The organism is Citrobacter sp. On2M (assembly GCF_018035235.1).
Taxonomy (GTDB): domain Bacteria; phylum Pseudomonadota; class Gammaproteobacteria; order Enterobacterales; family Enterobacteriaceae; genus Citrobacter; species Citrobacter meridianamericanus.
The window spans coordinates 301,366-325,201 of sequence record NZ_WPCV01000003.1 but is presented as its reverse complement, the minus strand read 5'-3'; the positions used below and the strand labels follow the sequence as shown (position 1 = coordinate 325,201).

The 23,836-nt window shown below is 51.3% G+C and carries 27 protein-coding genes, 1 tRNA gene and 1 pseudogene; 19 read left to right on the top strand and 10 right to left on the bottom strand.

The window, feature by feature from the left end; all coding sequences use genetic code 11:
- The 8 genes and pseudogenes from On2M_RS24200 (at position 1) to On2M_RS10100 (ending at position 4,595) form a co-directional block, all read left to right on the top strand.
- Positions 1 to 453 (top strand): hypothetical protein, encoded by a 453-nt coding sequence (locus On2M_RS24200; RefSeq protein WP_247604977.1) that lies wholly within the window; start codon positions 1 to 3, stop codon positions 451 to 453.
- A 97-nt stretch (positions 454 to 550) separates the two neighbouring features.
- Positions 551 to 976, top strand: coding sequence for a hypothetical protein (locus On2M_RS10130; protein WP_210904747.1), 426 nt, complete (start codon positions 551 to 553; stop codon positions 974 to 976).
- A gap of 1 nt (position 977) precedes the next feature.
- Complete coding sequence (locus On2M_RS10125) at positions 978 to 1,199, top strand: TraR/DksA family transcriptional regulator (protein ID WP_210904746.1); 222 nt, start codon at positions 978 to 980, stop codon at positions 1,197 to 1,199.
- Complete coding sequence (locus On2M_RS10120) at positions 1,196 to 1,876, top strand: hypothetical protein (protein WP_210904745.1); 681 nt, start codon at positions 1,196 to 1,198, stop codon at positions 1,874 to 1,876. The genes On2M_RS10125 and On2M_RS10120 overlap by 4 nt, the downstream gene beginning before the upstream one ends.
- Entirely contained in the window at positions 1,854 to 2,093 is a 240-nt protein-coding gene (locus On2M_RS10115; RefSeq protein WP_210904744.1) for a DUF4222 domain-containing protein, read from the top strand. Before On2M_RS10120 ends, On2M_RS10115 begins: the two co-directional genes overlap by 23 nt.
- Before the next feature lie 45 nt (positions 2,094 to 2,138).
- Positions 2,139 to 2,996 carry a hypothetical protein gene (locus On2M_RS10110; protein ID WP_210904743.1) on the top strand — a complete coding sequence of 286 codons (858 nt, stop codon included), beginning with the start codon at positions 2,139 to 2,141 and terminating at the stop codon, positions 2,994 to 2,996.
- 40 nt (positions 2,997 to 3,036) lie between these two features.
- Positions 3,037 to 3,300: pseudogene (locus On2M_RS24415) on the top strand (helix-turn-helix domain-containing protein); the annotation flags it as partial.
- A gap of 131 nt (positions 3,301 to 3,431) precedes the next feature.
- Positions 3,432 to 4,595 (top strand): site-specific integrase, encoded by a 1,164-nt coding sequence (locus On2M_RS10100; RefSeq protein ID WP_210904742.1) that lies wholly within the window; start codon positions 3,432 to 3,434, stop codon positions 4,593 to 4,595.
- Between the two features lie 15 nt (positions 4,596 to 4,610).
- Here On2M_RS10100 and On2M_RS10095 read toward each other — a convergent pair.
- A tRNA-Arg gene (locus On2M_RS10095) sits at positions 4,611 to 4,687 on the bottom strand.
- Between the two features lie 256 nt (positions 4,688 to 4,943).
- Here On2M_RS10095 and fimW point away from each other — a divergent pair.
- The 3 genes from fimW to fimZ all read left to right on the top strand — a co-directional run bounded on the left by fimW (position 4,944) and on the right by fimZ (position 7,862).
- Positions 4,944 to 5,537: a fimbria biosynthesis transcriptional regulator FimW gene (gene fimW, locus On2M_RS10090; RefSeq protein ID WP_151218681.1), complete on the top strand. Its 594-nt coding sequence runs from the start codon at positions 4,944 to 4,946 to the stop codon at positions 5,535 to 5,537.
- 384 nt (positions 5,538 to 5,921) lie between these two features.
- On the top strand, positions 5,922 to 6,644 hold the full coding sequence (locus On2M_RS10085; RefSeq protein ID WP_151218680.1) for a fimbriae Y protein: 723 nt from the start codon (positions 5,922 to 5,924) through the stop codon (positions 6,642 to 6,644).
- Between the two features lie 585 nt (positions 6,645 to 7,229).
- Positions 7,230 to 7,862, top strand: coding sequence for a fimbria biosynthesis transcriptional regulator FimZ (gene fimZ, locus On2M_RS10080; RefSeq protein WP_003021902.1), 633 nt, complete (start codon positions 7,230 to 7,232; stop codon positions 7,860 to 7,862).
- Between the two features lie 49 nt (positions 7,863 to 7,911).
- Here the strand turns inward: fimZ and sfmF are convergent, their stop codons facing one another.
- From sfmF to fimA, 6 genes are all read right to left on the bottom strand, one after another.
- Complete coding sequence (gene sfmF / locus On2M_RS10075) at positions 7,912 to 8,406, bottom strand: fimbria assembly protein (protein WP_151225080.1); 495 nt, start codon at positions 8,404 to 8,406, stop codon at positions 7,912 to 7,914.
- Positions 8,407 to 8,440: 34 nt separating this feature from the next.
- The gene (fimH, locus tag On2M_RS10070) at positions 8,441 to 9,448 is read right to left on the bottom strand and encodes a type 1 fimbria D-mannose specific adhesin FimH (RefSeq protein WP_151218679.1); all 1,008 of its coding nucleotides are present in this window, start codon (positions 9,446 to 9,448) and stop codon (positions 8,441 to 8,443) included.
- Between the two features lie 4 nt (positions 9,449 to 9,452).
- Positions 9,453 to 12,074 carry a fimbrial biogenesis usher protein gene (locus On2M_RS10065; protein WP_210904741.1) on the bottom strand — a complete coding sequence of 874 codons (2,622 nt, stop codon included), beginning with the start codon at positions 12,072 to 12,074 and terminating at the stop codon, positions 9,453 to 9,455.
- A gap of 7 nt (positions 12,075 to 12,081) precedes the next feature.
- On the bottom strand, positions 12,082 to 12,774 hold the full coding sequence (gene fimC, locus On2M_RS10060; protein ID WP_151218677.1) for a type 1 fimbria chaperone FimC: 693 nt from the start codon (positions 12,772 to 12,774) through the stop codon (positions 12,082 to 12,084).
- Between the two features lie 42 nt (positions 12,775 to 12,816).
- Positions 12,817 to 13,350 carry a type 1 fimbrial protein subunit FimI gene (gene fimI, locus On2M_RS10055; RefSeq protein ID WP_151218676.1) on the bottom strand — a complete coding sequence of 178 codons (534 nt, stop codon included), beginning with the start codon at positions 13,348 to 13,350 and terminating at the stop codon, positions 12,817 to 12,819.
- Between the two features lie 77 nt (positions 13,351 to 13,427).
- The gene (gene fimA / locus On2M_RS10050; RefSeq protein ID WP_151218675.1) at positions 13,428 to 13,982 is read right to left on the bottom strand and encodes a type 1 fimbrial major subunit FimA; all 555 of its coding nucleotides are present in this window, start codon (positions 13,980 to 13,982) and stop codon (positions 13,428 to 13,430) included.
- Positions 13,983 to 14,553: 571 nt separating this feature from the next.
- Between fimA and folD the strand changes: the two genes are divergently transcribed.
- The 3 genes from folD (at position 14,554) to On2M_RS10035 (ending at position 16,283) form a co-directional block, all read left to right on the top strand.
- Positions 14,554 to 15,420, top strand: a complete 867-nt coding sequence (gene folD, locus On2M_RS10045; protein ID WP_210904740.1) for a bifunctional methylenetetrahydrofolate dehydrogenase/methenyltetrahydrofolate cyclohydrolase FolD — start codon at positions 14,554 to 14,556, stop codon at positions 15,418 to 15,420.
- 1 nt (position 15,421) lies between these two features.
- Positions 15,422 to 15,634 carry a ribosome-associated protein YbcJ gene (ybcJ, locus tag On2M_RS10040; RefSeq protein ID WP_048212377.1) on the top strand — a complete coding sequence of 71 codons (213 nt, stop codon included), beginning with the start codon at positions 15,422 to 15,424 and terminating at the stop codon, positions 15,632 to 15,634.
- Between the two features lie 124 nt (positions 15,635 to 15,758).
- Positions 15,759 to 16,283 (top strand): metal-dependent hydrolase, encoded by a 525-nt coding sequence (locus On2M_RS10035; RefSeq protein WP_151218674.1) that lies wholly within the window; start codon positions 15,759 to 15,761, stop codon positions 16,281 to 16,283.
- Between the two features lie 91 nt (positions 16,284 to 16,374).
- On the opposite strand, the gene cysS is transcribed toward On2M_RS10035, so the two are convergent.
- Positions 16,375 to 17,760, bottom strand: coding sequence for a cysteine--tRNA ligase (cysS, locus tag On2M_RS10030; protein WP_210904739.1), 1,386 nt, complete (start codon positions 17,758 to 17,760; stop codon positions 16,375 to 16,377).
- A 173-nt stretch (positions 17,761 to 17,933) separates the two neighbouring features.
- On the opposite strand from cysS, the gene ppiB reads away from it, so the two are divergent.
- The 5 genes from ppiB to mnmH all read left to right on the top strand — a co-directional run bounded on the left by ppiB (position 17,934) and on the right by mnmH (position 22,147).
- Positions 17,934 to 18,428 carry a peptidylprolyl isomerase B gene (ppiB, locus tag On2M_RS10025; RefSeq protein ID WP_003021875.1) on the top strand — a complete coding sequence of 165 codons (495 nt, stop codon included), beginning with the start codon at positions 17,934 to 17,936 and terminating at the stop codon, positions 18,426 to 18,428.
- A gap of 2 nt (positions 18,429 to 18,430) precedes the next feature.
- Complete coding sequence (gene lpxH, locus On2M_RS10020) at positions 18,431 to 19,153, top strand: UDP-2,3-diacylglucosamine diphosphatase (protein WP_210904738.1); 723 nt, start codon at positions 18,431 to 18,433, stop codon at positions 19,151 to 19,153.
- 238 nt (positions 19,154 to 19,391) lie between these two features.
- A complete protein-coding gene (purE, locus tag On2M_RS10015; protein WP_151218672.1) occupies positions 19,392 to 19,901 on the top strand; it encodes a 5-(carboxyamino)imidazole ribonucleotide mutase in 510 nt (169 codons plus the stop codon).
- The gene (gene purK, locus On2M_RS10010) at positions 19,898 to 20,965 is read left to right on the top strand and encodes a 5-(carboxyamino)imidazole ribonucleotide synthase (protein ID WP_151224882.1); all 1,068 of its coding nucleotides are present in this window, start codon (positions 19,898 to 19,900) and stop codon (positions 20,963 to 20,965) included. The genes purE and purK overlap by 4 nt, the downstream gene beginning before the upstream one ends.
- 96 nt (positions 20,966 to 21,061) lie before the next feature.
- Positions 21,062 to 22,147 carry a tRNA 2-selenouridine(34) synthase MnmH gene (gene mnmH, locus On2M_RS10005; protein WP_151218670.1) on the top strand — a complete coding sequence of 362 codons (1,086 nt, stop codon included), beginning with the start codon at positions 21,062 to 21,064 and terminating at the stop codon, positions 22,145 to 22,147.
- Here the strand turns inward: mnmH and On2M_RS10000 are convergent.
- The gene (locus On2M_RS10000) at positions 22,144 to 22,803 is read right to left on the bottom strand and encodes a methionine ABC transporter permease (protein ID WP_003831085.1); all 660 of its coding nucleotides are present in this window, start codon (positions 22,801 to 22,803) and stop codon (positions 22,144 to 22,146) included. The genes mnmH and On2M_RS10000 overlap by 4 nt on opposite strands.
- Complete coding sequence (gene sfbB / locus On2M_RS09995) at positions 22,796 to 23,812, bottom strand: methionine ABC transporter ATP-binding protein (RefSeq protein ID WP_210904737.1); 1,017 nt, start codon at positions 23,810 to 23,812, stop codon at positions 22,796 to 22,798. Before sfbB ends, On2M_RS10000 begins: the two co-directional genes overlap by 8 nt.
- Between the last annotated feature and the right edge of the window lie 24 nt (positions 23,813 to 23,836).

Sequence of the window (23,836 nt, the reverse complement as noted above, 5' to 3'; positions counted from 1 at the left end):
ATGAGCGAACTTTGGCAACCGTGGGAAAACCTGTTTTTGCATGAAGTTGGCAGAACTATGCCGATTCAGATTATTGCAGAAAAGCTTGAGCGTTCCGAATCGGCAGTCGCTCGCCAGGCATCACGTATCGGCGCACCACTTATCAGCAAGATGACCGGTAAGCCATGGACGGCAGCCGAGCTATATCTGTTCGGTCGATTCTCAGTGGAAGAGATAGCAACGGCAACCGGTCGCTCCATTTACTCAGTCAGAAGCAAACGCAACTCACTGGCACGCTCAGGAGGATTAACTATGCGTGAATGGACTGCATGTGAACTGGCTGCACTCATGCGCTACACCAACGCAGAAGTAGCAGAGATTACCGGTCGGAGTATCGAAGAGGTCGGAGATAAGCGGCTGGCTGTGAATATTGAGCGCAATGGATGGGATAAGCATAAACCGGAGGACGCATGACGCTAACCAAACGAATCACAAGGTCGCTAAGGCGGCCTTTTTATTTTCTAGAGTTCACCTTCAACCGAATTAACCGACAGTTTCGGGAGCATTGACTATGGCTCGCTACAAGTTCACAAACCGTAAGGCTCGCATTGAAAAGAAGTTCAGTAAATCGGCTATGGAACTGCTTATTCAACTAAGGCCAAGAAGCATTAACTCCGAAGATTTCACCCTTGAGTATGGCGATTTCGAAGGCCGTCATGGAACGGTGTATCACGACGAATGGCACCTTTTGGGCTCCCCTGATTACTGGACTGGCGAGTGCGATAGTTACGATGCCTTTTTCGTGCTCCACGACCATTTAATTATGCTGACGCACGACCATGAAGGCGAGATGGATGCCCGCAATAAAGCTGGCTGGGACGCTGAAATAGACATTACACCTTACTGCTCTCCATGGTGGCTTGGCACAGTCAACCGCGCTCAAATCATCAGGCATTGCCGACAGCTTGTGTCTGCTGGCATCAACTGGGACGCATAACATGGCCGACATCATCGATACCGCAGCAGAGATTGAAGAGCTTCAGCGTAACGCCGCCCTCTCCGCTCACCGCATCGACCACAACGCCGTATCAGCTGAGCATTGCGCGGAATGCGACGAACCGATTCCCGAGCCGCGGCGCGCTGCCGTTCCCGGCTGCCAGACGTGCGCGGAATGCCAGGGTGTTATCGAACTAAAGAATAAGCAGAGGGGGACCCAGTGAAAGAGCGCGGAATGATTTTTAACGGCGAGATGGTGCGCGCCATCCTAGACGGCGGCAAGACGCAGACGCGGCGGATTATGGCGATTCAGCCAGAGCATTCAGAGATGGGATTGCGCCGGGTAATTGACTCCAAAAATGGTAGAGATAACGGGAAGTATTTTTGGTCGCAGTCAGATGCGCGCGGCCTAAAGATGCGTTCAAAAGTGTTCGGCTGTCCTTATGGAGAAGTTGGCGATCGCATCTGGGTGCGCGAGACCTATCAGGGGCCGCTATTCGATTACGAACACATGGAGTCGTATCTCGAAGACAGTTCTAAATTTGAGAAGCCAGAATTTTGTGTCTACAGGGCTGATGGTAAGCCTGCGCCAGAGTTTTACGATGCTGACGATAATCTGCATTGCGGCTGGCGTCCATCAATTCACATGCCGCGCTGGGCCAGTCGTCTAATGCTGGAAATTACCGGTTTGCGAGTTGAGCGATTGCAGGTCATTACCCTTGGGGATATCTGTAAGGAAATCGGCTGTGGTCTTTACGACTTCCGCCCTGCCACTTATGGCTTTCAGGTGTGGGAAAATCTGTGGAAGTCCATCTATGGCGAAGACGGCTGGCAGTCCAACCCTTGGGTCTGGGTAATCGAATTTAAGGTGGTGCCCAATGTTCAGGATAATCCAGCCTAATACCTGGTACGCCGATGATTTCGGCGTACCCTGCAAAATCCTCCGCTCTACCCACGAAGTCATCCACTACATCCGAAACGGTCGCACCTGCATTGCCAGCATGGGCCGCTTTCAGCATGAATTCGAGCCGCTGACAAAAGCACAGGCCGAGCGGATCGCCGAAGAAATCGAAACAGCAGAACACTTAAAACGCCTCCGCGCTATGCGGGCGGCATAATCAAAACATAAGCCCTGAAGGGCTTTTTTTATGCCCGGAGGTTTTATGCCAGGGTTTACGAAAAACTTCATTCCCCAGAAAAATTTCAATCACCGACCAGAACGCTTCAATGTTTTGTCTTCAGGTGGGGGAACGCAAAGTAACGCCATCATCTGCCTGATTCATGCCGGCGTACTCCCAAAGCCAGACATCATCGTTATGTCTGACACGGAGCGGGAAGCCAGCAATGTTTTCGAGTATCAGAGGAAATACATTGCCCCTCTATGCGAGGAAATGGGTGTTGAGTACCAGATCATCCCAAAGAGCAGGTATGCCACCTACGACCTGATCGGCAGTGATGAGGATGCTCCACTACCAGGATATTTCACTGAGTACGAAGGCCGGGATATTCGAGGCCAGTGCTCAGGAAAGCAGCCGGCTTTCTGCTCCATTAAGTGGAAAACAGAAGTTATCCATCGGTATCTCAATGATCGATTTGGAGAGAAGTATCTCACGGAACGAGGCGTCGATACTTGGCTTGGAATCAGCATCGAAGAAGCTCAGAGGCGTGCAAAGTTCCCTCCAGGAAAATGGCAGCGCCGGTACCCGCTAATCGAGATGATGATGACAAAGCAAATGGCTATCCAGTGTGTCGAGGATTATGGACTGCCTACTCCTCCTGCCTCTCTCTGCTGGATGTGCCCAAACCGAGATGACGACCTATGGCTATTCATGAAGAACCACGTTCCTGAAGACTTCGCGAGAGCATGTGCTCATGAGAAAGAGATTCAGAAACTGTGGCCGCACCTGTGGCTGACTAAGTACGGCGTACCGTTAGCTGAGGCCCCGCTTAAACCTAGTGGAGGGAAGAATACCCAGATGGACCTGATTCAGTTCTGTGACAGCGGACAATGCTTTGTTTGACGCAACTGATAGCCAGTTATGAGCTGGCTATTGGGTGCGAATGCACTGCCACGTTATCCCCAATTTGCCCGGTTCGCCGGGCTTCTTTTTGCCTGGAGAAAAGTATGAAACACACCAAGTCTGCGAAGATATTTTTTGCTGCGCTAATCATCGCATTCATCTCCTGTTCTGTAGCTCTGTATGTAGTCTCTTGCTGACAGGAGATACCATGGAATCACACAGCCTCACACTCGATGAGGCCTGCGCATTTCTTCAGATATCCAGACCGACAGCCACCAACTGGATCCGCTCAGGCCGACTGCAAGCAACACGCAAAGACCCCGCAAAACCTAAATCTCCTTACCTCACTACCCGACAGGCCTGCATTGCGGCGCTTAACTCTCCGCTGCATACTGTCGCCGTGAGCGCGGGTGATGGCATAACAGAGGAAAAACAATGTCACTCTTCCGCAGAGGTGAAATATGGTACGCGTCCTACTCGACACCGGGCGGGAAGCGAATTAAGGAAAGCCTTGGGACTTCCGATAAGCGGCTCGCTACTGAGCTACATGACAAGCGCAAAGCTGAATTGTGGCGAGTAGACCGGCTTGGGGATTTCCCTGATGTAACGTTTGATGATGCCTGCATGCGATGGCTGGAGGAAAAGGCAGAGAAGAAATCACTGAAGGATGACCGCAGCCGTATGGCTTTCTGGCTGGCGCATTTTGAGGGGATCCGGTTAAAGGATGTGACCGAGCAAAAGATTTACTCAGCAGTGAACAAGATGAGCAACCGCAAGCAGCTTGAGATATGGAAAATAAAAGCTGCAGCGGCGCAAAAGAATGGAGAACCAGTGCCAGTCTATTCAGCTAAACCGGTCACTACCTCTACCAAGGCCAAACATCTGGCATTGATGAAGGCAATTCTGCGGTCGGCAGAACGTGACTGGAAATGGCTGGAGAAAGCTCCGGTGATCAAGGTTCCATCGGTGCGCAATAAGCGCGTCAGGTGGCTTGAGGCTGATGAGGCGAAAAGGCTGATTGATGAATGTCCTGAGCCGCTTAAGTCGGTTGTTAAGTTTGCGCTGGCAACCGGCCTACGTCGTTCGAACATTATCAATATGGAATGGCAGCAGATCGACATGCAGCGTCGAGTTGCCTGGGTAAATCCTGAAGACAGTAAGTCAAATCGCGCTATTGGCGTAGCGCTGAATGATACTGCCTGTAAGGTTTTGCGTGACCAGATTGGTAAGCATCATAAATGGGTGTTCGTGCATACGAAAGAAGGCATCCGGCCAGATGGCTCAAAGACACCTACCGTCAGAAAGATGCGTGTCGATGATCGGCGGGCATGGAACGCAGCTTGCCGCAGGGCTGGAATTGAAGATTTCCGCTTCCACGACCTGAGGCATACATGGGCAAGTTGGCTGATTCAGTCCGGAGTACCGCTTTCTGTTTTGCAGGAGATGGGGGGATGGGAGAGCATCGAAATGGTACGTCGATACGCTCACCTTGCGCCGAACCATTTAACGGAACACGCGAAGCAAATTGACTCGATTTTTAGTGATGATGTCCCAAATATGTCCCATCTGGAAAGTAAGGAGTTTGCGGAAAATGGGTAAGTTACTGAAATATAATGGTACGCCCTGTAGGATTCGAACCTACGACCTACGGCTTAGAAGGCCGTTGCTCTATCCAACTGAGCTAAGGGCGCATTGCGAAGTGATTACTTCATGCAGATGAAACGCGTGAATTATACGGTCAGCGCCTGCTGAGTCAATGCCTTTTGATTTCGGTTGCTGACGAAGTGTACGAATGTTGATTTTTTCTGCTTGTTCAAAGGTATCCAGGAAATCACCTGGTAACAACTCAGCTCACAAAACGTTAGATTTAGGGATACATGTATTTAGAATATTTATGATTTTGCTTAACATTCCTTTATCCCTCTCCAGCGGTTCAGGAACTCTTTAATGTTAAGTATTGCCATCAAGGAAGAAAACAGTCACTTCGAACATGGACTGAAAATCATCATCTCCCACCTGGCGAATCAGTGGCATCAGGAGATTTGCTTTTTGCCTGTCGAGGATATCGATCGCGCTGAAATCGCGTTTATCTCACTGGATGAAGATTGGCTCAGCGCCGATTGCTACCAGGTTCCGGTCCACACCAGGCGCCAACACAGGGTGGTTATCTGTAGCAAAAACGATAAAGATAAGCTGATGTTCAGACCCTGCCTGTACATGTTGCCGCTAATCTATCGGGAAGATGACGTAGATGAGATAACCAAAAAACTGGTCCTCATCCTGCAAAAACGCGCGCTGCGCCACAGCGTACCTGCGACTATCTGCCATTACTGCACTACCCGCAACTTTTCTGTCGCAGAACGCCAGTTCTTAATGTTTCTCGCCAGCGGATACACCTTAGCCGAAACGGCTCACCTGCTCTCAATTAGCGATCTTCAGGCCAAAGCGACTCGACGCGGCATAATGAAAAAGCTGCATGTGAAAAACGATCAGCAATTCTTAAGATACATCCGCGCCCATCTGAATTTTCTACAAAATTAGACGGGATATCTCTGCCTAATTTTTATTGAGAAATATCTCATCCTCAATTAAGTATCGGCTCCTACTGTACCTATCCTCAGACTGCCAGAATAATCCAGAAATACTATTTCCGGAGTAACAGAAAGACACACCCGGTAATATTTTATCTAATATCAGAGAGAGGTTGAACTGGATAAAACGATCTTTTGGGCATTGAGTAAGACACCAGAAAATTTCCGGCAGATTATTCTGATGAGATACGCAATTGCCAGTCTGATGATTGTTGAAGTACTGAAACCCAACGGCACAAGGACATAACCCTTACGCTGGAAAAAATTTGGGTCAGGGATGTTTATAGTCAGCAATTTATCCAGACCTGCCGCAACAGAAATGGAATGAAAAAGGATGCACAGCGCAAAACGCCGGGATCGCTATCGCCGCATACGAAACCCTAACTGTACCTGGCAATATCCCCACTGTACCTCACAAGTATTTGACCGGCTCGAGTATCTGGCGCAAAAACTCGAACATAATTTACCGGACGACACTATATCTCAGGCGATAATCACAACAGACTACTACCTGGCCTATGCACTAAGTCGACATTTATTCTCAGGTACTCGTACGGCGATCTTCCAGAGCGTTGAGTCGGCCTTACTCAGCATCCAGGAGTCGGTAATTAGCCAGTTTGTGATTGACATAGAAAGCTTAACAACTCCTTATTTCGATATACTTGAATGTTTGCGCCAGCTAATTAAGCAGCGTAGTGACATTCAGATCTTCATAATGCTTCCCAGTCGTGATGACGATCTGACTACCTTTATTTCACTGTCCGGTCCATTCTATATCTTGTCACGCAATTTACACCTCCCTGAGATACGTATAGCCTTATTATCTCCGGTTCCAAATTATTTTCACTCAAGGTGCATTAATCAGCTCGATTGGGAGATGATTACCTTACTTTTACAAGGTAACTCATTAAAAAATATTGCATTATTACAAGCGCAACCCTACCACCGTATCATCTATCGCCTGAACCAGTTGATTACGCGCCTGGGATTGCCCAACAGACAGCGATTTTTGCATCTGATACACCGCCTCAGCGTTACCTCTCTTCATTTAATTTAACATCATAACCCTATGTGCCATAAGATTTTTTAGGAAATTACTTATTCTCGAATAAGAATAAAGATCTAATTTTTACAAATATTTAATATTTACAACTATTCCTGGTATTATATCTGGTACCACTTTCACAGTTAACCTTACTGATTCTGTGCATTTCGATATAAAAAAGCATAATTTCAGTCTTAACAAAACCTAAACAATTAGTCTATTGTATTGTTTTTACCATTTAAAAAAAATTTTCAATCTGCCATAATTCGAACCACAGATCAATAATACCAATAGCCATTAACACATCTGGAACTTTCAGAATATCCTAACTGACATTAACATCCGGGATGTCGTAAGTCTTTTCCGAAAGAACAGAGCAGGTATAATCCTCTTAGTTTCCTGATTAATTGTTAGTTTCCCGGTGTGAAATGGATTTTCCACAAATTCATTGTTCTGCAGAAGAACAACCGAATAAACAAGGATGAAATAATATTTATTCGATTCTCCTCAGAACAATTCTTGGCTATTTGACAATATTATAACGCCTGATGTTTTATCAAATTCGCAAGATACGCAAACAGTTTGAGGCATACAAAAATGAAACCAGCATCCGTTATCATTATGGACGAACACCCTATTGTCAGAATGTCGATAGAAGTACTACTCGAGAAAAACAGTAATATTCAGGTAGTATTGAAAACCGACGACAGCCGTACGGCAATAGAACATCTGCGCACGTACCCCGTCGATCTTGTCATCCTGGATATTGAACTACCTGGCTCTGATGGGTTTACATTGCTCAAAAGAATAAAATCATTGCAGGAGAAAACTCGGGTACTGTTTCTATCCTCAAAATCTGAGTCTTTTTATGCCGGGCGTGCTATCCGGGCCGGTGCAAATGGTTTTGTCAGTAAACGAAAGGATCTCAATGATATCTATAATGCGGTAAAAATGATTTTATCGGGATATTCTTTTTTTCCGTCGGATACCCTTAACTTCATTAACAATATAAATGCACAAAAAGGTGTGCTGAATGACATGCCGCTCTCTAACCGCGAGGTTACGGTTTTGCGTTATCTGGCAAACGGTCTGTCCAATAAGGAAATTGCTGAACAGTTGTTACTCAGCAATAAAACGATTAGTGCTCACAAGGCTAATATCTACTCCAAGCTCGGGTTGCACACCATCGTTGAGCTGATCGATTATGCAAAAATGCATGAGTTAATGTAATAACACTCCCGGCGAGATGTCGTTCGGGAGCGTCTTGTCAGCGCATTGATTAGTTATAGTTAATCATAAACGTGGCATCAGCCCTGGCAACACCTGGCTGAACCCCATCAGCTAACGCGATGTAGTTAGCGAAAAAGGTTAGTGTGGCATTGCCGTTCTCATCAATACTCACTGACTCGCTGGCCTGCTCAAGAGGCAGTCGCGTACGGTCGCTGTCGTGCAGTTCAATCGCCACCTTTTGCGCCATGACCACATCATCGAGCGCCAGCAGCGTCGTGCCCGGAGCCGGAGTACCGGAAAACGTTATCGAAGCGGATCCCGGCGGGCAACCTTCAAGCTTCAGCGTAAACGCGACCGGTTGAGTGGTATCTCCGCTGGTCTGAAGCTGCTTTGTCGGCCAGGTCCCTAACTCCACCGACTTATTGCTGTCGCTGGCAATCACTGCGCAGGTAAAGTCCACCACATTACCACGCAGTTCAATATTGATTTCACCCAGCGACGAGGAGGCATGGCACAACAAACTAAATGTCAGCAGGGACACCATCGTCAGAAGTCCCCATGTGGATGGCATTGGCTTATTAGTCATAATCCACTCGCAGATAGCCACGAGCCGTAAAAGGCCCTTCGGTAGGTTTATTCCCCGTCACGCTGACCGGCCATGCCCGAATACCGACCCTGGCTGCGGCGTTATCATCCAATTGAAAGGGGATATTGCTGGACAAATTGTTAGGCGTCAGCGGGTTACCACTGCTATCGGCGACGATAAAACCTAAATCCGGGTTGTCAGATACCATCATTTGTCCGGTGGCTTTCTCAGCCTCTACACGCATGGTTAAGTAGGCCTGTGCCGCGACGTTGGTACATTTTATCGCCACCGTTTTGGTCTGCGGATTGATGCCTTCGGGCCGGTTTCCCGCTCCCGCCTTGCTGAATAGCGATGCGCCAATATCACCAAAATCAAACTCGACAATCTGCCCGGCATTCACTTCACAGTTTTGTGGAACCTCCACCTTGCCGCTGTAGCTGATGGTATACACCGGCGTACTTAGCGCATCCCCGGTACTGGTCGTGACATAAACACTGAACATCGTCTGCCGCGGAATCGGAACCATATTAATAAACGGACGGATCACTTTGAGTTTAAACACCAGCTTTGAATCCATTACGCCAAAAGGCTGCTGTTTAGGTACGTTGGGGTGAGTCCCCATACGGATATAGCTACGCGGGGGATAAAATAGTCCGGCATAGCTGTCGGTGATGCTCATGGCTCCCAGCAGGTAGTCATTGAGCTTCAGATACTGAAAACCGCCCTCGGTACTTTGCACCGGAAGTTCAGTAACATAGCTTCGGTAAGTGTAATTCACCGTCGTTCCGGCCGGACAGGTGGCATTCACGCCAATCCAGCCCGATTTTTCCGGTAACGTTACCACCTGTCCCGGCTGGTTGTTGCTGCTGTTAAAGACATTCGACAAATCGTAAAAAACATCCGTTGGCGTGCCATTCGAGTTCTGGCAGACCGTCGCCCATGATGAATGGGCAATCAACAATAAAGCGCTTCCCAGTAATAAACCCGTTTGTCTTTTCATCGTATTATTCCTGTCGTGCCGTTGGAGATTCGCACGTCACGTTCGTGAGCGTCACCGCCTGTTTCAGGCTATCCTCAGGCAAGGCATAGCGCGCCACGCAGCGAGCGTTTGCGCCTTCTCCCCACTGGATCAGCAACTCGCCTTTGAGCGGCAGACCACTGAGATAAATTTGCCCGTCTTCGCCCACCATACTGGTCACGCCGCTGGTGTTTTCCCGCACAATAGAACCAAACGGCACGGGTTTACTGGCATGTCTGGCGGTAATCAGCGCCCGCACGCCGATTCGCGTATCAAACGCCGCTCGCACCAGTGCCCCTTGCGTTGGCACGACGCTGCTGACGTTATTTTCCACATCGGTATTGTTATTCATGGAATTGGTGTCTAACGCGACGCGGTTATAGCGATAGACGGTGGCATACGGCATCACCGCGTATCCACGCCAGTCGGTTTGAACGCCGGTCTGGTTTTCTATCCGCACCCCCTGTGCACCAGGCGCTTTAATCAACACGTTGGTATCGCCCAGAGGCTGACTGAGCGTAATGCCGTCCGCATGCCCAACCACGCCGCCGGAGAGCTGCCAGTTGTAGTCATGCTGATCGCGATCGTAGTTGTATCCCACGCCCAGCGTGCCATAGGCCGCCTGCCAGTTGGCACTGGCGTTTCCACTGTAGCCATTGGTGCTGCTGTGCCCCTGATTCACGCTGTAGCTCAGGTTGCGTCCATCCAGCAACGTACCGCCGATCCCGCTCTGCCAGCTATTTTGTCCATTGCTATTACGGTTGGCATTAAAGGTGGCGTAGGTGCGATCGAAAGCGCTATCTCGCGAGTAGCGCCGTCCGCTCAGCAGGCTGAACGGTATTGACATATTGAACGCGACAATACGATCGGTGTCGGAGATGCCAACCGATTCATTCCACGACCAGGATAGTGAATAGCTAATCCCCTGCCAGCCGCTGGCATAGCCCAGTTGATACCAGGTATTGGTGTCTGAAGTGTTCCAGTATGTCTGCTGGCTACCCGAGATATACAGCGATCCGTAATCCCCCAGATTTTGCGAAATGTTGATCTGGAAACGGCCTTTTTTGCTGTAGTTCAGGTTGTGGTAACTCTTCACATCGGGCACATCGTGGCGATTGCCTTCGCTGTCGTATTCGTACTCATAACCTTCCATACTGCGATACGCCACATCGTCGAGGGTGTAGAAACCACGCGTAGAGTAGCGATATCCCAACAACTGAAAGTTGGTGCCAAAATTGTTCAGCGATTTCGCATACAGAAAACGCAATGACTGCCCCTGATGCGTACTGTCATCCGCCAGTTGGCTGCGAGCATGGGTTAGATCGACTGAAACCGCCCCCCAGTCCCCCAGGTTTCGGCCTGTGCCTAAAACTAACGCGGTGTAGCGTGAGGCCAACTGCGTCCCACCATACGCGGTGTAGCCTTCTGGTAACCCGGCAATTAATGTTCCCTGGAAAAAGAACGGAGAAGACTGTTGGCTATTGCCGCTGCGAAAATCCCCGGCGACCACGTCATATTTGAAACGCCCTTCCCGCTGTAATAAAGGAACCGTGGAGTAAGGCACCGTATAGCGTTGTTGGCTGCCGTCCTTCTCATCCACCGTGACCTCAAGATCGCCGCTGGACGATGTCGGGTTAAGATCGGTTATCGAGAAAGCGCCGGGTGAAACATAGCTTTGATAAATCACATAGCCATTCTGGCGAATGGTCAGTTTCGCGGCGGTACGCGCAATGCCACGAACGGTTGGCGCATAGCCCTGTAAGCTGTCGGGATACATACTGTCAGAGGAGTAAAGGCGCGCACCGCGAAAACCGACGCTGTCAAAAACGTCGTTGCCGGTGTTGCTGTCGCCCATCACCAGTTCCCCCTTCAGCGGGATAATCGCGCGCTGAAGCCATGTGCCGATGTTTTTCCAGCTTTGTGAGCGGTACCCGTCGCCCTTGGAATAGCTCCAGGCACCGTTGTTTCTCAACCGCCAGGGGCCATAGTTCAGACCACTGAGCATACTCAGAAAATAGCTGTCCGTATCACTACCACGGCTGCCGGTGAAACTGTAGTTAACCAGCGCGGCCGGAATGCCTTCATCCCACTCTTCCGGTGGAATATAGCCGCGCGCGCTGTTTAACATCGAGGCCTGTGGCAGGCTGATGTTTAGTCGCAGGGTAGAAAAATCAAACGCAATCTCGCTGCCTGGAATCGCTTCAGGTAGATTGATACAGGTATCGTTAGGATCCTTACTGAGTGCCGGAAACGCGGCGATATTGACGCCAAGACGCTTCACCCAGTCGAGCCCAAAGCACGGCATCAACCCGCCAGACTTCTCGCCTGCTTTTGCCGCACTGGTGACAAAACGAATATCCTGAGTGGCAACAAACTCATCATTGCGCCAGATATCCACACGATAGACACCTTCAGGCTGGTGATTGCCTTTTTCAAAACGTGATAAATCCGCCACGGTTGCCGTATCCGCAGATAAAAAGGCCGGATTAAAATAGCTTTCCCCGTAGCTGAGAGAGGGAAAAAGCGCCGCCAGCGTGGACAACGCCACCCCCGCCAGCGGTGGCGTAACCCCCGGAAACAGGCCAGGAAAATACGTTGTCTTATTCATCGTTATCTCAACGCACACTAACCGTTTTGGCCGGGGTCACAGCGCCATAATCATTGACCGTCTGGAACGTAACGTTGCCCTGCACGCCCGTTGGTAACAGAACCTGTGCATCGCTTTTCGGTGCAACCATCACGTTATCTACCTTCGTTTTCCCCACGTTGAGATTGACCAACGTGACGTAATACGCTGACGGATTGTTAATTTTCAGGTGATTGCCGGAACGGGCAAACGTCAACATCCCCGGCGCATCTTCCGGGATTTGCGGCAAATTATTCGGACGCACGAAAAGTTTGATACGTGACAGGATCGCCAGTTGTAAAACGTTTTTGCCCTCAAGGCTGTTTTTATTGACTGACGGAATGGCTTTTACGTTCATCCAGAACAGCGACTCACGGTCTTTGGGTAGCGGAACACCTGCATAGATGATACGCAGCGTGTTTTCGCTTTTGGGTTCGCTAACAAACAGTGGAGGTGTAACCACAAACGATTTTTCTTTAACACCTGCGCTATTCTCAATCCATGAATTTACCAGGTAACGTTCTTTGGTATCGCTATTGCCAATAGACAGGGACGTTTGTTTGGCATCAGCCGGATAAATAACGCGAGTGGCGCCTAATGCAATACCGCCAGCAGCATGAACACTGGCAGCAGAAAATAAGGCCAGAAAAAGGATAAAACCTGATTTCAGATAATTAGACATAAGCTACAAATACCTTTGATGCGATTATCGTTGGGAAATAAATCAGGGATAAACCAACGTAAACCACACGTCTGAACGAAGCGTTCCCGGGGTTATATTTTCCGATACAGCCCGATAGCGAGCAGTGAAATGAAACGTCATTTCTTGCGTTATAATTGGCGCATAATGAAGCGGCAGCGCATTCGGAATAATTTGCCGTTGACGCTCATCAAATAATGCCAGACCGATCCCCGAAGCCGCAGACGCATCACCGCTTGCAAGAAAAACCTGGGGATCTTCGGCTGGCGTCACGCCTGCAAAGGCAATCCCAACATGGTCATAAACATCGGCGCTGCACGACGTTAAGCGCAGTGAAAACGGAACACTGGTAGAGGCGAAGCTTCCCGTCCCGGAGAAAGCATTCGTACGATACTGCCCCATTTGCACCCGCATATTCTGACTGTCAGTGGCGACCGTACAAGCACCATTGACGAGCTGTCCACGTAAGTGGAGGCGACCACTTTCCAGTATCACCGTATGTGCAAACACAGGCATTACGCACAGCATTCCTGCCAGCGCTACGCCTTTCCCTATCATCTGCCGCATCCTTCATCATCCCCGGATATTGCCTCATCCATTGAGGCGAACGTCATCCTTGCGCAACTCAAAACGGCTTATTCGTACTTCATGATGAACGTTGCGTCGGCATTTGCCTGACCCGGCGTAGCGCTTGCGGCAGTCGCTTTATAACGCGCAGAGAAACGCAGGGTGTTGGTTCCTTCTACCAGCGCCTGAGCGGTAGAGAAGGTCGCGCCATCAGGTTTCAGCGCAGTAGAGGCGTTGTCCAGAATCTCGATACCTACACCGCCAGCGGTGGTGGTGTTATTCCCTGAAGAAACAGCCAGCAGAGCCGAGTTGGTGGCATCCGCCTGACCAGAGAAAGCCACGGCCGCCGTCGCAGCAACGGCAGGATCGCAGTCATTCAGCACGATGGAGAACGGAATTTGTGCTGTTGTATCACCCACTGCGGCAAAACTGGCAGTACGATACTGGCCTAAAGTGACAACCTGATCGGATGACTGAGTACTGACTGCACAGGCTGCATTGACCAGTTCACCTTCAAAATGCACAGTACCGCCGCTCACGCTTACCGGATCGGCTGCAACCGCAGCACCTGCGACTAACATCAGGCTGGCAATAACAGAAGAGGTCATTAATTTACGTTTCATGGATTTCCCTTGAATTACACACATCCGGCTCCAGCATCCTGCGGGATCCGTTTTCATTATCGACATTAAATGTCAGGCTAATTATCTCTGCATCCTGTAAAGATATATATCGTAAGAGAATTAGCTAACCTTTTACCCTGACTCTCCTGAGTATTTGATTTACTAATTATCCTTCGCGAATATGACTATTCGTCACAGCGATAAATTAAACATTTCAATTAATGAAAAATACCTGCAAATCCTTTTAATAGCCCTGGCTAATTCTTAATGAGATCTAAGAAAAGTCTTGGTTAATATTACCTAAATGCCGCCTTAATAGTACGTAACAGTCTGGTTTATGAAGCATTACCCATAGAAAACCCAGGGTGATGAGATGTTTCATTCACGTTAATTTTAATTAGCGTGCTCATCATTTATTCGTTAGACTTTAGTCTCTGTACTGACACCATTTCCAGCCCGTGACAGCCCTGGCGCACATAAAAACGCAAACGAAAACTGACAGCACGTCCCGCTTCTGACAAAATAGTGGCATCCCCTTCGATTTAACGTAACAGACGGAATCCTCTCTCTGATGGCAGCAAAGATTATTGACGGTAAAACGATTGCGCAGCAGGTGCGCTCTGAGGTTGCTCAAAAAGTTCAGGCGCGTTTAGCGGCTGGATTACGCGCTCCGGGCCTGGCTGTTGTGCTGGTAGGTAGCAACCCGGCTTCGCAAATTTACGTCGCGAGTAAACGCAAAGCCTGCGACGAAGTGGGGTTCGTCTCCCGCTCCTATGACCTGCCCGAAACCACCAGCGAGGCGGAGCTTCTTGAGCTGATCGATACGCTCAATGCAGATACCACCATCGACGGTATTCTGGTACAACTGCCGTTACCTGCCGGTATCGACAACGTTAAAGTGCTGGAGCGTATTGCACCGGATAAAGACGTTGACGGTTTCCACCCGTATAACGTCGGTCGTCTGTGCCAGCGTGCGCCGCGCCTGCGTCCATGTACCCCGCGCGGTATTGTGACCCTGCTTGAGCGTTACAACATCGACACCTACGGCCTGAATGCGGTCGTCATTGGCGCTTCAAACATTGTCGGTCGCCCGATGAGCATGGAACTGCTGCTGGCTGGCTGCACCACCACCGTTACCCATCGCTTCACCAAAGATCTGCGTCGCCACGTTGAGCATGCCGATCTGCTAATTGTTGCCGTCGGTAAACCGGGCTTTATTCCCGGTGAGTGGATCAAAAAAGGCGCAATTGTGATTGATGTCGGCATCAACCGTCTGGAGAATGGTAAGGTTGTTGGCGATGTGGTCTTTGAAGATGCTGCCGCACGCGCGTCATATATCACGCCTGTCCCAGGCGGCGTAGGCCCAATGACCGTCGCCACACTTATCGAAAACACGCTCCAGGCGTGTGTTGAATATCATGATGTAAAGGACGTTTAAGATGGCCACATTTTCACTGGGGAAACACCCACATGTTGAACTCTGCGATCTGCTGAAGCTGGAAGGCTGGAGTGAAAGCGGCGCCCAGGCAAAAATCGCCATTGGCGAAGGGTTGGTGAAGGTCGATGGTGTAGTAGAAACGCGTAAGCGCTGCAAAATCGTTGCCGGACAGACCGTAAGCTTTGAAGGCCAAAGCATTACCGTCGTGGCATGATCCCTGGTGCCGGATGAGGTTAACCCCCTGTCCGGCTACTTCCTCTCTCATTTTCAGATAATAACTTCATCACCACTTCACAGCGAATTGTTAGCATGTCGTTTTTCCACACGAAGCGATCATCATGCCAACAATTGTTACCCACGCAGCCGTGCCACTCTGCTTAGGGTTAGGTCTCGGACTTAAAGTCATCCCCCCGCGCTTACTGTTTACTGGCGTCGTTCTGGCTATGCTGCCAGATGCCGATGTGTTGTCATTTAAGTTCGGTGTCGCCTATGGCAATGTGTTTGGCCACCGTGGATTTACCCACTCACTGCTGTTCGCCTTCGTGGTACCGCTGCTGTGCGTAATCATTGGCCGACGATGGTTTAAAGCCGGACTGATTCGCTGCTGGTTATTCCTGACGGTTTCACTGTTGTCGCATAGCCTGCTGGATTCTGTCACCACCGGCGGTAAAGGCGTCGGCTGGCTGTGGCCGTGGTCGGATGAACGGTTCTTCGCACCGTGGCAGGTGATTAAAGTCGCCCCGTTCGCGCTATCACGCTACGCCACACCATATGGGCATCAGGTAATAATTTCGGAGCTGATGTGGGTTTGGCTGCCGGGCGTTATGATGATGGGTGTGCTGTGGTGGTACAAACGTCATTAATAGTGCCTGATGGCGCTACGCTTATCAGGCCTACCGATCATTCCATCGTAGGCCGGATAAGGCGTAAGCCGCCATCCGGCAATATAGAGTGTTACTTACGACGCCAGGTGGTGCCCTGCGGACCGTCTTCCAGCACGATGCCCATCTCGTTGAGGCGATCACGCGCGGCGTCGGCTGCCGCCCAGTCCTTCGCTTTACGGGCATCCAGACGCTGTTGGATTAACGCTTCAATTTCAGTAACTTCACCGTCATCCGCCTGCGCACCGCTTTGCAGGAAGGCTTCTGGCTCCTGTTCCAGCAGGCCCAGCACGCTGGAGAGCTTACGCAGATGCGCAGCCATACCATTAGCCGCCGCCATATCTTCACCCTTCAGGCGGTTAACCTCACGGGCCATATCAAACAGTACGGAGTAGGCTTCCGGCGTGTTGAAGTCGTCATCCATCGCTTCAATGAAGCGCGCTTCAAAGGCTTCGCCGCCGGCTGGAGCAACGGACTTGTCAGTGCCGCGCAGCGCAGTATACAGACGCTCCAGCGCAGAGCGTGCCTGTTTCAGGTTCTCTTCGCTGTAGTTCAACTGGCTGCGATAATGGCCGGACATCAGGAAGTAGCGAATGGTTTCGGCGTCGTAGTATTTCAGCACGTCGCGCACGGTAAAGAAGTTGCCCAGCGATTTGGACATTTTCTCACGGTCAACCATCACCATTCCGGAGTGCATCCAGTAATTGACGTATTCACCGTCGTGCGCACAGGTAGACTGCGCAATTTCGTTTTCATGGTGCGGGAACATCAGGTCTGAACCGCCGCCGTGAATATCAAAATGATTGCCCAACTGTTTGCAGTTCATCGCAGAACATTCAATGTGCCAGCCCGGACGGCCCGCGCCCCACGGTGACGGCCAGCTCGGCTCGCCCTCTTTGGACATTTTCCACAGCACGAAGTCCATCGGGTTGCGCTTCACGTCAACCACGTCAACGCGAGCGCCAGCCTGAAGCTGATCCAGATCCTGGCGTGACAACTGACCGTAGTTCGGATCAGTCGGGACGTCGAACATCACGTCGCCATTATCGGCAACATAGGCGTGACCTTTGGCGATCAGCTGTTCGGTGATTTCAATAATCTCGGCAATATGATGCGTCGCGCGCGGTTCCAGATCCGGGCGCAGAATATTCAGCGCATCAAAATCGCTATGCATTTCCGCAATCATACGATCAACCAACGCGACAAAGCTTTCACCGTTTTCATTCGCGCGCTTGATGATTTTGTCATCGATATCGGTAATGTTGCGCACATACTTCAGCTTATAGCCGAGGAAGCGCAGATAGCGTGCAACGACGTCGAAAGAAACGAAGGTACGTCCGTGGCCAATATGACAGAGATCGTAAACGGTAATACCACACACGTACATGCCGACTTCCCCGGCATGAATAGGTTTGAATTCCTCTTTTTGGCGCGTCAGTGTATTAAAGATTTTTAACATCGAAGATTCCGTGTAGACGTGTGTGGATAGTAAAGTCTGTATAATACCCATAATTGAGACCGGAAGCAGCACACTTTGCGAGGTGATCGCAGCTTGCGGTTATGCTATAACACACCCCTAACTCTGACCCTTGACGGGGTCGAAGCACCAATCTATCGGAACAGGATGCAAAAATGGTTACTTTCCACACTAATCACGGCGATATCGTAATCAAAACGTTTGATGATAAAGCGCCTGAAACAGTTAAAAACTTCCTGGACTACTGCCGCGAAGGTTTTTATAACAACACCATTTTCCACCGTGTTATTAACGGTTTCATGATCCAGGGCGGCGGTTTCGAGCCGGGCATGAAGCAAAAAGCCACGAAAGAAGCGATCAAAAACGAAGCGAACAACGGTCTGAAAAATACCCGTGGTACGCTGGCAATGGCGCGTACTCAGGCTCCGCACTCCGCAACCGCACAGTTCTTTATCAACGTTGCAGACAACGACTTTCTGAACTTCTCCGGCGAAAGCATGCAGGGTTGGGGTTACTGCGTGTTCGCTGAAGTGGTTGAAGGCATGGACGTGGTTGATAAAATCAAAGGCGTTTCCACCGGTCGCAGCGGCATGCACCAGGATGTGCCAAAAGAAGACGTCATCATTGAAAACGTGACCGTCAGCGAGTAATCGTGGCGACACTGTTTATTGCAGACCTTCACCTCTGCACAGAAGAACCGGCGATCACCGCCGGTTTTCTGCGTTTTTTAGCCGGCGATGCGCGCAAGGCCGATGCACTATACATTCTCGGCGATCTGTTTGAAGCCTGGATTGGCGATGACGATCCTAATCCGCTGCATCATGAAATGGCCGTGGCGATAAAAGCGTTGGCTGACACCGGCGTCCCCTGCTTTTTTATTCACGGCAACCGTGACTTTCTGCTCGGCAAGCGTTTTGCCCGTGAAAGCGGCATGACTCTGCTGCCCGAAGAAAAAGTGCTCGACCTGTATGGCCGCAAGGTACTGATCATGCATGGCGACACCTTGTGTACCGACGACGCGGGCTATCAGGCGTTTCGCGCCAAAGTGCATCACCCCTGGCTACAGAAGCTGTTTCTCGCCCTGCCCCTGTTCGTTCGCCAGCGCATTGCCGCAAAAATGCGCGCCGGAAGTCTTGCCGCCAACAGCAGTAAATCGCTGGAAATCATGGATGTGAATCCGCAGGCCGTGATTAACGAGATGGAAAAACATCAGGTCCAGTGGTTAATTCACGGTCATACACACCGTCCGGCTGTCCACGAACTCACGGCCAATGAACAACCCGCTTTCCGCGTGGTATTAGGCGCATGGCATACCGAAGGCTCAATGGTGAAAGTCACGTCCAGCGACGTTGAGCTAATCGCTTTTCCGTTTTAATTCTGCAGGCACCCAGTTCCTCTTTACACAAAACTATTCGAGTTGCATCGAGGCGGCAAATCTGTGAGTCCCCTGGAGCTTACAAAAGTAAGTGACTGGGGTGAGCAGATGCAGCCAACAAAGAGGCAGCTTGAAGAGTGAAGTGTAAAGCGCGCAATCGTTTTCCTTGAGATTGAATTATGCTATTCTCGGTGGCCTCAAAAGTCGAGTGTAGTGCACCACAGGAGTTTTCAGACGCATGTCTTCCCGCAATAATCCGGCGCGTGTCGCCATCGTGATGGGGTCCAAAAGCGACTGGGCTACCATGCAGTTCGCCGCCGAAATCTTCGAAATCCTGAACGTTCCGCATCATGTTGAAGTCGTCTCCGCCCACCGCACCCCAGACAAGCTATTCAGCTTCGCCGAAAATGCTGAAGAGAACGGCTATCAGGTGATAATTGCCGGTGCCGGCGGCGCTGCACATCTGCCAGGTATGATTGCGGCGAAAACGCTGGTGCCTGTTCTCGGCGTTCCGGTGCAAAGCGCGGCGTTGAGCGGCGTAGATAGCCTCTACTCCATTGTTCAAATGCCGCGCGGAATTCCCGTTGGAACGCTGGCGATCGGCAAAGCGGGTGCGGCCAATGCGGCTCTGCTGGCAGCACAGATTCTTGCTACACACGACAAAACATTACACCAGCGTCTGGACGACTGGCGCAAAGCGCAAACCGATGAGGTGCTGGAAAACCCGGACCCGCGAGGTGCGGCATGAAGCAGGTTTGCGTACTCGGTAACGGTCAGTTAGGGCGCATGCTGCGCCAGGCCGGTGAGCCGCTGGGTATTGCGGTCTGGCCCGTCGGGCTGGATGCTGAGCCTGCTGCAGTACCTTTTCAGCAAAGCGTGATCACCGCAGAGATTGAACGCTGGCCGGAAACAGCGCTCACTCGCGAACTGGCGCGCCACCCAGCGTTTGTTAACCGCGACGTTTTCCCGATTATTGCCGACCGCCTGACGCAAAAGCAGCTTTTCGACAAGCTCGACCTGGCGACTGCGCCGTGGCAACTGTTGGCGGATAAAAGCGAATGGCCTGCGGTATTCGACAAACTGGGTGAACTGGCTATCGTCAAGCGCCGCATCGGTGGCTACGACGGTCGTGGGCAGTGGCGTTTACGCGCCAATGAAACCGAACAACTGCCAGACGACTGCTACGGCGAGTGCATCGTCGAGCGGGGAATCAACTTCTCTGGTGAAGTGTCGCTGGTGGGGGCTCGTGCGCACGACGGCAGCACCGTCTTCTATCCGCTGACCCATAACCTGCACCAGGACGGTATTCTGCGCACCAGCGTAGTCTTCCCGCAGGCTAACGCCAGACAGCAGGCGCAGGCCGAAGCGATGCTCTCTGCCATCATGCAGGAACTGGGCTATGTCGGTGTGATGGCGATGGAGTGTTTCATCACCCCGGAAGGTCTGCTGATCAACGAACTGGCTCCGCGCGTACACAACAGCGGACACTGGACGCAAAACGGCGCCAGCATCAGCCAGTTTGAGCTACACCTGCGCGCCATTACCAATCTGCCGTTACCGACGCCGGTGGTGAACAATCCTTCGGTGATGGTAAACCTGATTGGTAGCGACCTGAACTACGACTGGCTGAAGCTGCCGCTGGTACACCTGCACTGGTATGACAAAGAAGTGCGTGAAGGTCGTAAGGTGGGTCATCTGAATCTGAGCGACAGCGATACAGCACGTCTTAGCGCGACGCTGGAAGCGCTTATCCCCCTGCTGCCGCCCGAATACGCCAGCGGCATTATCTGGGCGCAGTCAAAGCTGAAATAAGCCATTAATGCCGGGGAGTTGATTTTATCCTTCCCCGGCCCCTCCTCTGGCGCGTAAAATCCTCTCCATTGCTGTTTTGTATTTTCAGGAACAAACATGAACGATGGAACGGACTATCGCGCAATTCTGCTCGCCGGTACGCCTTTAATCGATGTACGCGCCCCCGTCGAATTTCAGCAGGGCGCAATGCCGGGTGCAATAAACCTTCCCTTAATGAACGATGACGAACGTGCAGCCGTGGGTACCTGTTATAAACGTCAGGGGCCTGAGGCCGCCCTCGCGCTTGGCCATCAACTGGTCTGTGGCGAGACTCGCCAGCGACGCATGAAGGCCTGGCTGGATGCCTGTCGTCAAAATCCTGCGGGATACTTATGCTGCGCGCGCGGCGGCCAGCGGTCGCACATTGTGCAGCAGTGGCTACACGAGTCCGGCACTGACTACCCGCTAATACAAGGCGGTTATAAAGCGTTGCGTCAGGCGGTGATTCAACTGACTGAAGAACTGGTGCAAAAACCGATCGTCTTAATTGGCGGCTGTACCGGGAACGGTAAAACGCAGCTAGTGCAACAACAGCCGAACGGCATTGACCTCGAAGGTCTGGCGCACCATCGTGGATCTTCTTTTGGCCGCACCGTTGAACCGCAGCTGAGTCAGGCAAGCTTTGAAAACCTGCTGGCGGTCGAGATGCTGAAAACCGACAGCCGTCAGGCGCTGCATCGCTGGGTGCTGGAAGATGAAGGCCGCATGATTGGCGCCAATCATTTGCCCGAATGCCTGCGCGAGCGCATGAGTCAGGCATCTATTGCGGTGGTCGACGATCCTTTTGAGCTACGCCTTGAGCGACTACGTGAAGAATATTTTGTGCGCATGCACCACGATTTTACCCACGCTTATGGCGATAGTCAGGGCTGGCAGGAGTACTGTGAATATTTGCATCACGGCCTGTTTGCTATCCGCCGCCGTTTGGGTTTACAGCGCTTTGCCGAGCTGAACGCCCTGCTCGACGTCGCCCTGCAAGAGCAACAAGCCAACGGCAGTACCGACGCCCATATGGGATGGCTGGTACCGTTACTCAACGAATACTACGACCCAATGTATCGCTACCAGCTAGAGAAAAAAGCCGCGAAAATCGTGTTTCGCGGCTCATGGCAGGACGTAAATGACTGGCTCCAGGCGCATTAATGCCGGTCGCGCTTATCCGCGCGTTTTGCCAGCCAGTCGCCCAGCACCTGCACGACCTGCACCAGAATAATCAGCGCCACCACGGTGACGATCATGACCTGGGTTTCGTAGCGGTAATAACCAAAGCGAATCGCCAGGTCACCTACCCCGCCGCCGCCAACGATCCCGGCCATTGCGGAGTAACCGATCAGGCTCACCAACGTTATCGTCAGCCCACGCAGCAGTCCCGCGCTCGCCTCAGGTAACAGAACGGTGCAAATGATGCGCATCGGGCTGGCACCAAAAGCTTCCGCCGCCTCAATAATGCCTTTATCGACTTCGCGCAGCGCGCTGTCGACCAGACGGGCATAGAAGGCGATAGCCGCCACCGACAGCGGAACCGATGCCGCAATCGGCCCGATGGTATTCCCGAGCAAAAACTGGGTGAGCGGTAGCAGCAGCACCAGCAGGATCACAAACGGCACCGAGCGGATAATATTCACCAGCACGGAACTGAGCAGATACACAAAACGGTTCTGCCAGAATAAATGCCGATCGGTGACGAAAATAAGAAAACCGAGCGGCAAACCGCCAATAATAGCCAGCACCGTTGAGATGCTCAGCATCTGGAAGGTTTCATTAAACGCCAGCGTCAAATCAGGCAATAAATCATCCACGAATCACCTCCACTTGAGCAGTACGTTGACGAATATGTTCCACGGCAACTTCAACCGCAGAAGGGTTATGCGGCGCGGTCAGTTGCACCACCAGAATCCCCAGCGCACGTTCGCCGATATATTCAATTTTGCCGTGCAGAATGTTCACCGCCACGCCAAATTTAACCGTGACTTCTGATAAAACCGGCTGTTCCGCCGAATCACCGATGAACAGAATTTTTAACAGCTGACCCGGCAGGTGCTGGCGCAGACGTTCAGGTAGCGTCAGATTGAGGGTATGCGACACCAGTTGCTGAGTGAAAACGTGCTGCGGGTGAGCAAAAACATCAAACACCTCACCAGACTCCACCACCTTGCCACCGGACATCACCGCTACGCGATCGCAAATGGATTTGATCACGTTCATCTCATGGGTGATCAGCACGATCGTGATCCCCAACTGTTGGTTGATCTGCTTGAGCAATGTCAGAATTGTGGCCGAGGTTTCGAGATCTAACGCGGAAGTGGGTTCATCACACAACAGCACATCCGGGTGATTAGCAATCGCACGGGCAATACCCACGCGCTGCTTTTGCCCGCCGCTGAGCTGAACCGGAAAACGGTTTGCTTTATCCGCCAGCCCGACCAACGCCAGAATCTCCGCAACGCGTGGAGCGATTTTGCTGCGCTCCCATCCGGCAGCCTTCAGGCTGAAAGCAACGTTTTGCGCCACGGTGCGGGTATGCATCAGGTTAAAATGTTGAAAAATCATACCGATACGCTGACGCGCTTTGCGTAAATGCCCCCCCTCGAGCGCAGAGATCTCCACGCCATTCACTTTTACGCTTCCCTGGCTCGGGCGCGTTAAGGCGTTGAGGGTGCGCAGCAGCGTACTTTTCCCCGCGCCACTGGTCCCGACAATACCGAATATTTCACCTGCGCCAATGTGCAAGCTGACGTCATCAACCGCCCGGGTTGATGTTCCACGGCCTGCGCTAAAATCCACGCAAACTTTCTCAATCTCAATCATAGCTACCTCAGAAATGCGAAAAGG

What these genes read in the sequence shown, in the direction of transcription:
- On2M_RS24200 (WP_247604977.1), top strand. Translation starts at nt 1, where the DNA reads ATGAGCGAACTTTGGCAACCGTGGGAAAACCTGTTTTTGCATGAAGTT.
- On2M_RS10130 (WP_210904747.1), top strand. Translation starts at nt 551, where the DNA reads ATGGCTCGCTACAAGTTCACAAACCGTAAGGCTCGCATTGAAAAGAAG.
- On2M_RS10125 (WP_210904746.1), top strand. Translation starts at nt 978, where the DNA reads ATGGCCGACATCATCGATACCGCAGCAGAGATTGAAGAGCTTCAGCGT.
- On2M_RS10115 (WP_210904744.1), top strand. Translation starts at nt 1,854, where the DNA reads ATGTTCAGGATAATCCAGCCTAATACCTGGTACGCCGATGATTTCGGC.
- On2M_RS10110 (WP_210904743.1), top strand. Translation starts at nt 2,139, where the DNA reads ATGCCAGGGTTTACGAAAAACTTCATTCCCCAGAAAAATTTCAATCAC.
- On2M_RS10100 (WP_210904742.1), top strand. Translation starts at nt 3,432, where the DNA reads ATGTCACTCTTCCGCAGAGGTGAAATATGGTACGCGTCCTACTCGACA.
- fimW (WP_151218681.1), top strand. Translation starts at nt 4,944, where the DNA reads ATGTTAAGTATTGCCATCAAGGAAGAAAACAGTCACTTCGAACATGGA.
- On2M_RS10085 (WP_151218680.1), top strand. Translation starts at nt 5,922, where the DNA reads ATGCACAGCGCAAAACGCCGGGATCGCTATCGCCGCATACGAAACCCT.
- fimZ (WP_003021902.1), top strand. Translation starts at nt 7,230, where the DNA reads ATGAAACCAGCATCCGTTATCATTATGGACGAACACCCTATTGTCAGA.
- sfmF (WP_151225080.1), bottom strand. Translation starts at nt 8,406, where the DNA reads ATGGTGTCCCTGCTGACATTTAGTTTGTTGTGCCATGCCTCCTCGTCG.
- fimH (WP_151218679.1), bottom strand. Translation starts at nt 9,448, where the DNA reads ATGAAAAGACAAACGGGTTTATTACTGGGAAGCGCTTTATTGTTGATT.
- On2M_RS10065 (WP_210904741.1), bottom strand. Translation starts at nt 12,074, where the DNA reads ATGAATAAGACAACGTATTTTCCTGGCCTGTTTCCGGGGGTTACGCCA.
- fimC (WP_151218677.1), bottom strand. Translation starts at nt 12,774, where the DNA reads ATGTCTAATTATCTGAAATCAGGTTTTATCCTTTTTCTGGCCTTATTT.
- fimI (WP_151218676.1), bottom strand. Translation starts at nt 13,350, where the DNA reads ATGATAGGGAAAGGCGTAGCGCTGGCAGGAATGCTGTGCGTAATGCCT.
- fimA (WP_151218675.1), bottom strand. Translation starts at nt 13,982, where the DNA reads ATGAAACGTAAATTAATGACCTCTTCTGTTATTGCCAGCCTGATGTTA.
- folD (WP_210904740.1), top strand. Translation starts at nt 14,554, where the DNA reads ATGGCAGCAAAGATTATTGACGGTAAAACGATTGCGCAGCAGGTGCGC.
- ybcJ (WP_048212377.1), top strand. Translation starts at nt 15,422, where the DNA reads ATGGCCACATTTTCACTGGGGAAACACCCACATGTTGAACTCTGCGAT.
- On2M_RS10035 (WP_151218674.1), top strand. Translation starts at nt 15,759, where the DNA reads ATGCCAACAATTGTTACCCACGCAGCCGTGCCACTCTGCTTAGGGTTA.
- cysS (WP_210904739.1), bottom strand. Translation starts at nt 17,760, where the DNA reads ATGTTAAAAATCTTTAATACACTGACGCGCCAAAAAGAGGAATTCAAA.
- ppiB (WP_003021875.1), top strand. Translation starts at nt 17,934, where the DNA reads ATGGTTACTTTCCACACTAATCACGGCGATATCGTAATCAAAACGTTT.
- purE (WP_151218672.1), top strand. Translation starts at nt 19,392, where the DNA reads ATGTCTTCCCGCAATAATCCGGCGCGTGTCGCCATCGTGATGGGGTCC.
- purK (WP_151224882.1), top strand. Translation starts at nt 19,898, where the DNA reads ATGAAGCAGGTTTGCGTACTCGGTAACGGTCAGTTAGGGCGCATGCTG.
- mnmH (WP_151218670.1), top strand. Translation starts at nt 21,062, where the DNA reads ATGAACGATGGAACGGACTATCGCGCAATTCTGCTCGCCGGTACGCCT.
- sfbB (WP_210904737.1), bottom strand. Translation starts at nt 23,812, where the DNA reads ATGATTGAGATTGAGAAAGTTTGCGTGGATTTTAGCGCAGGCCGTGGA.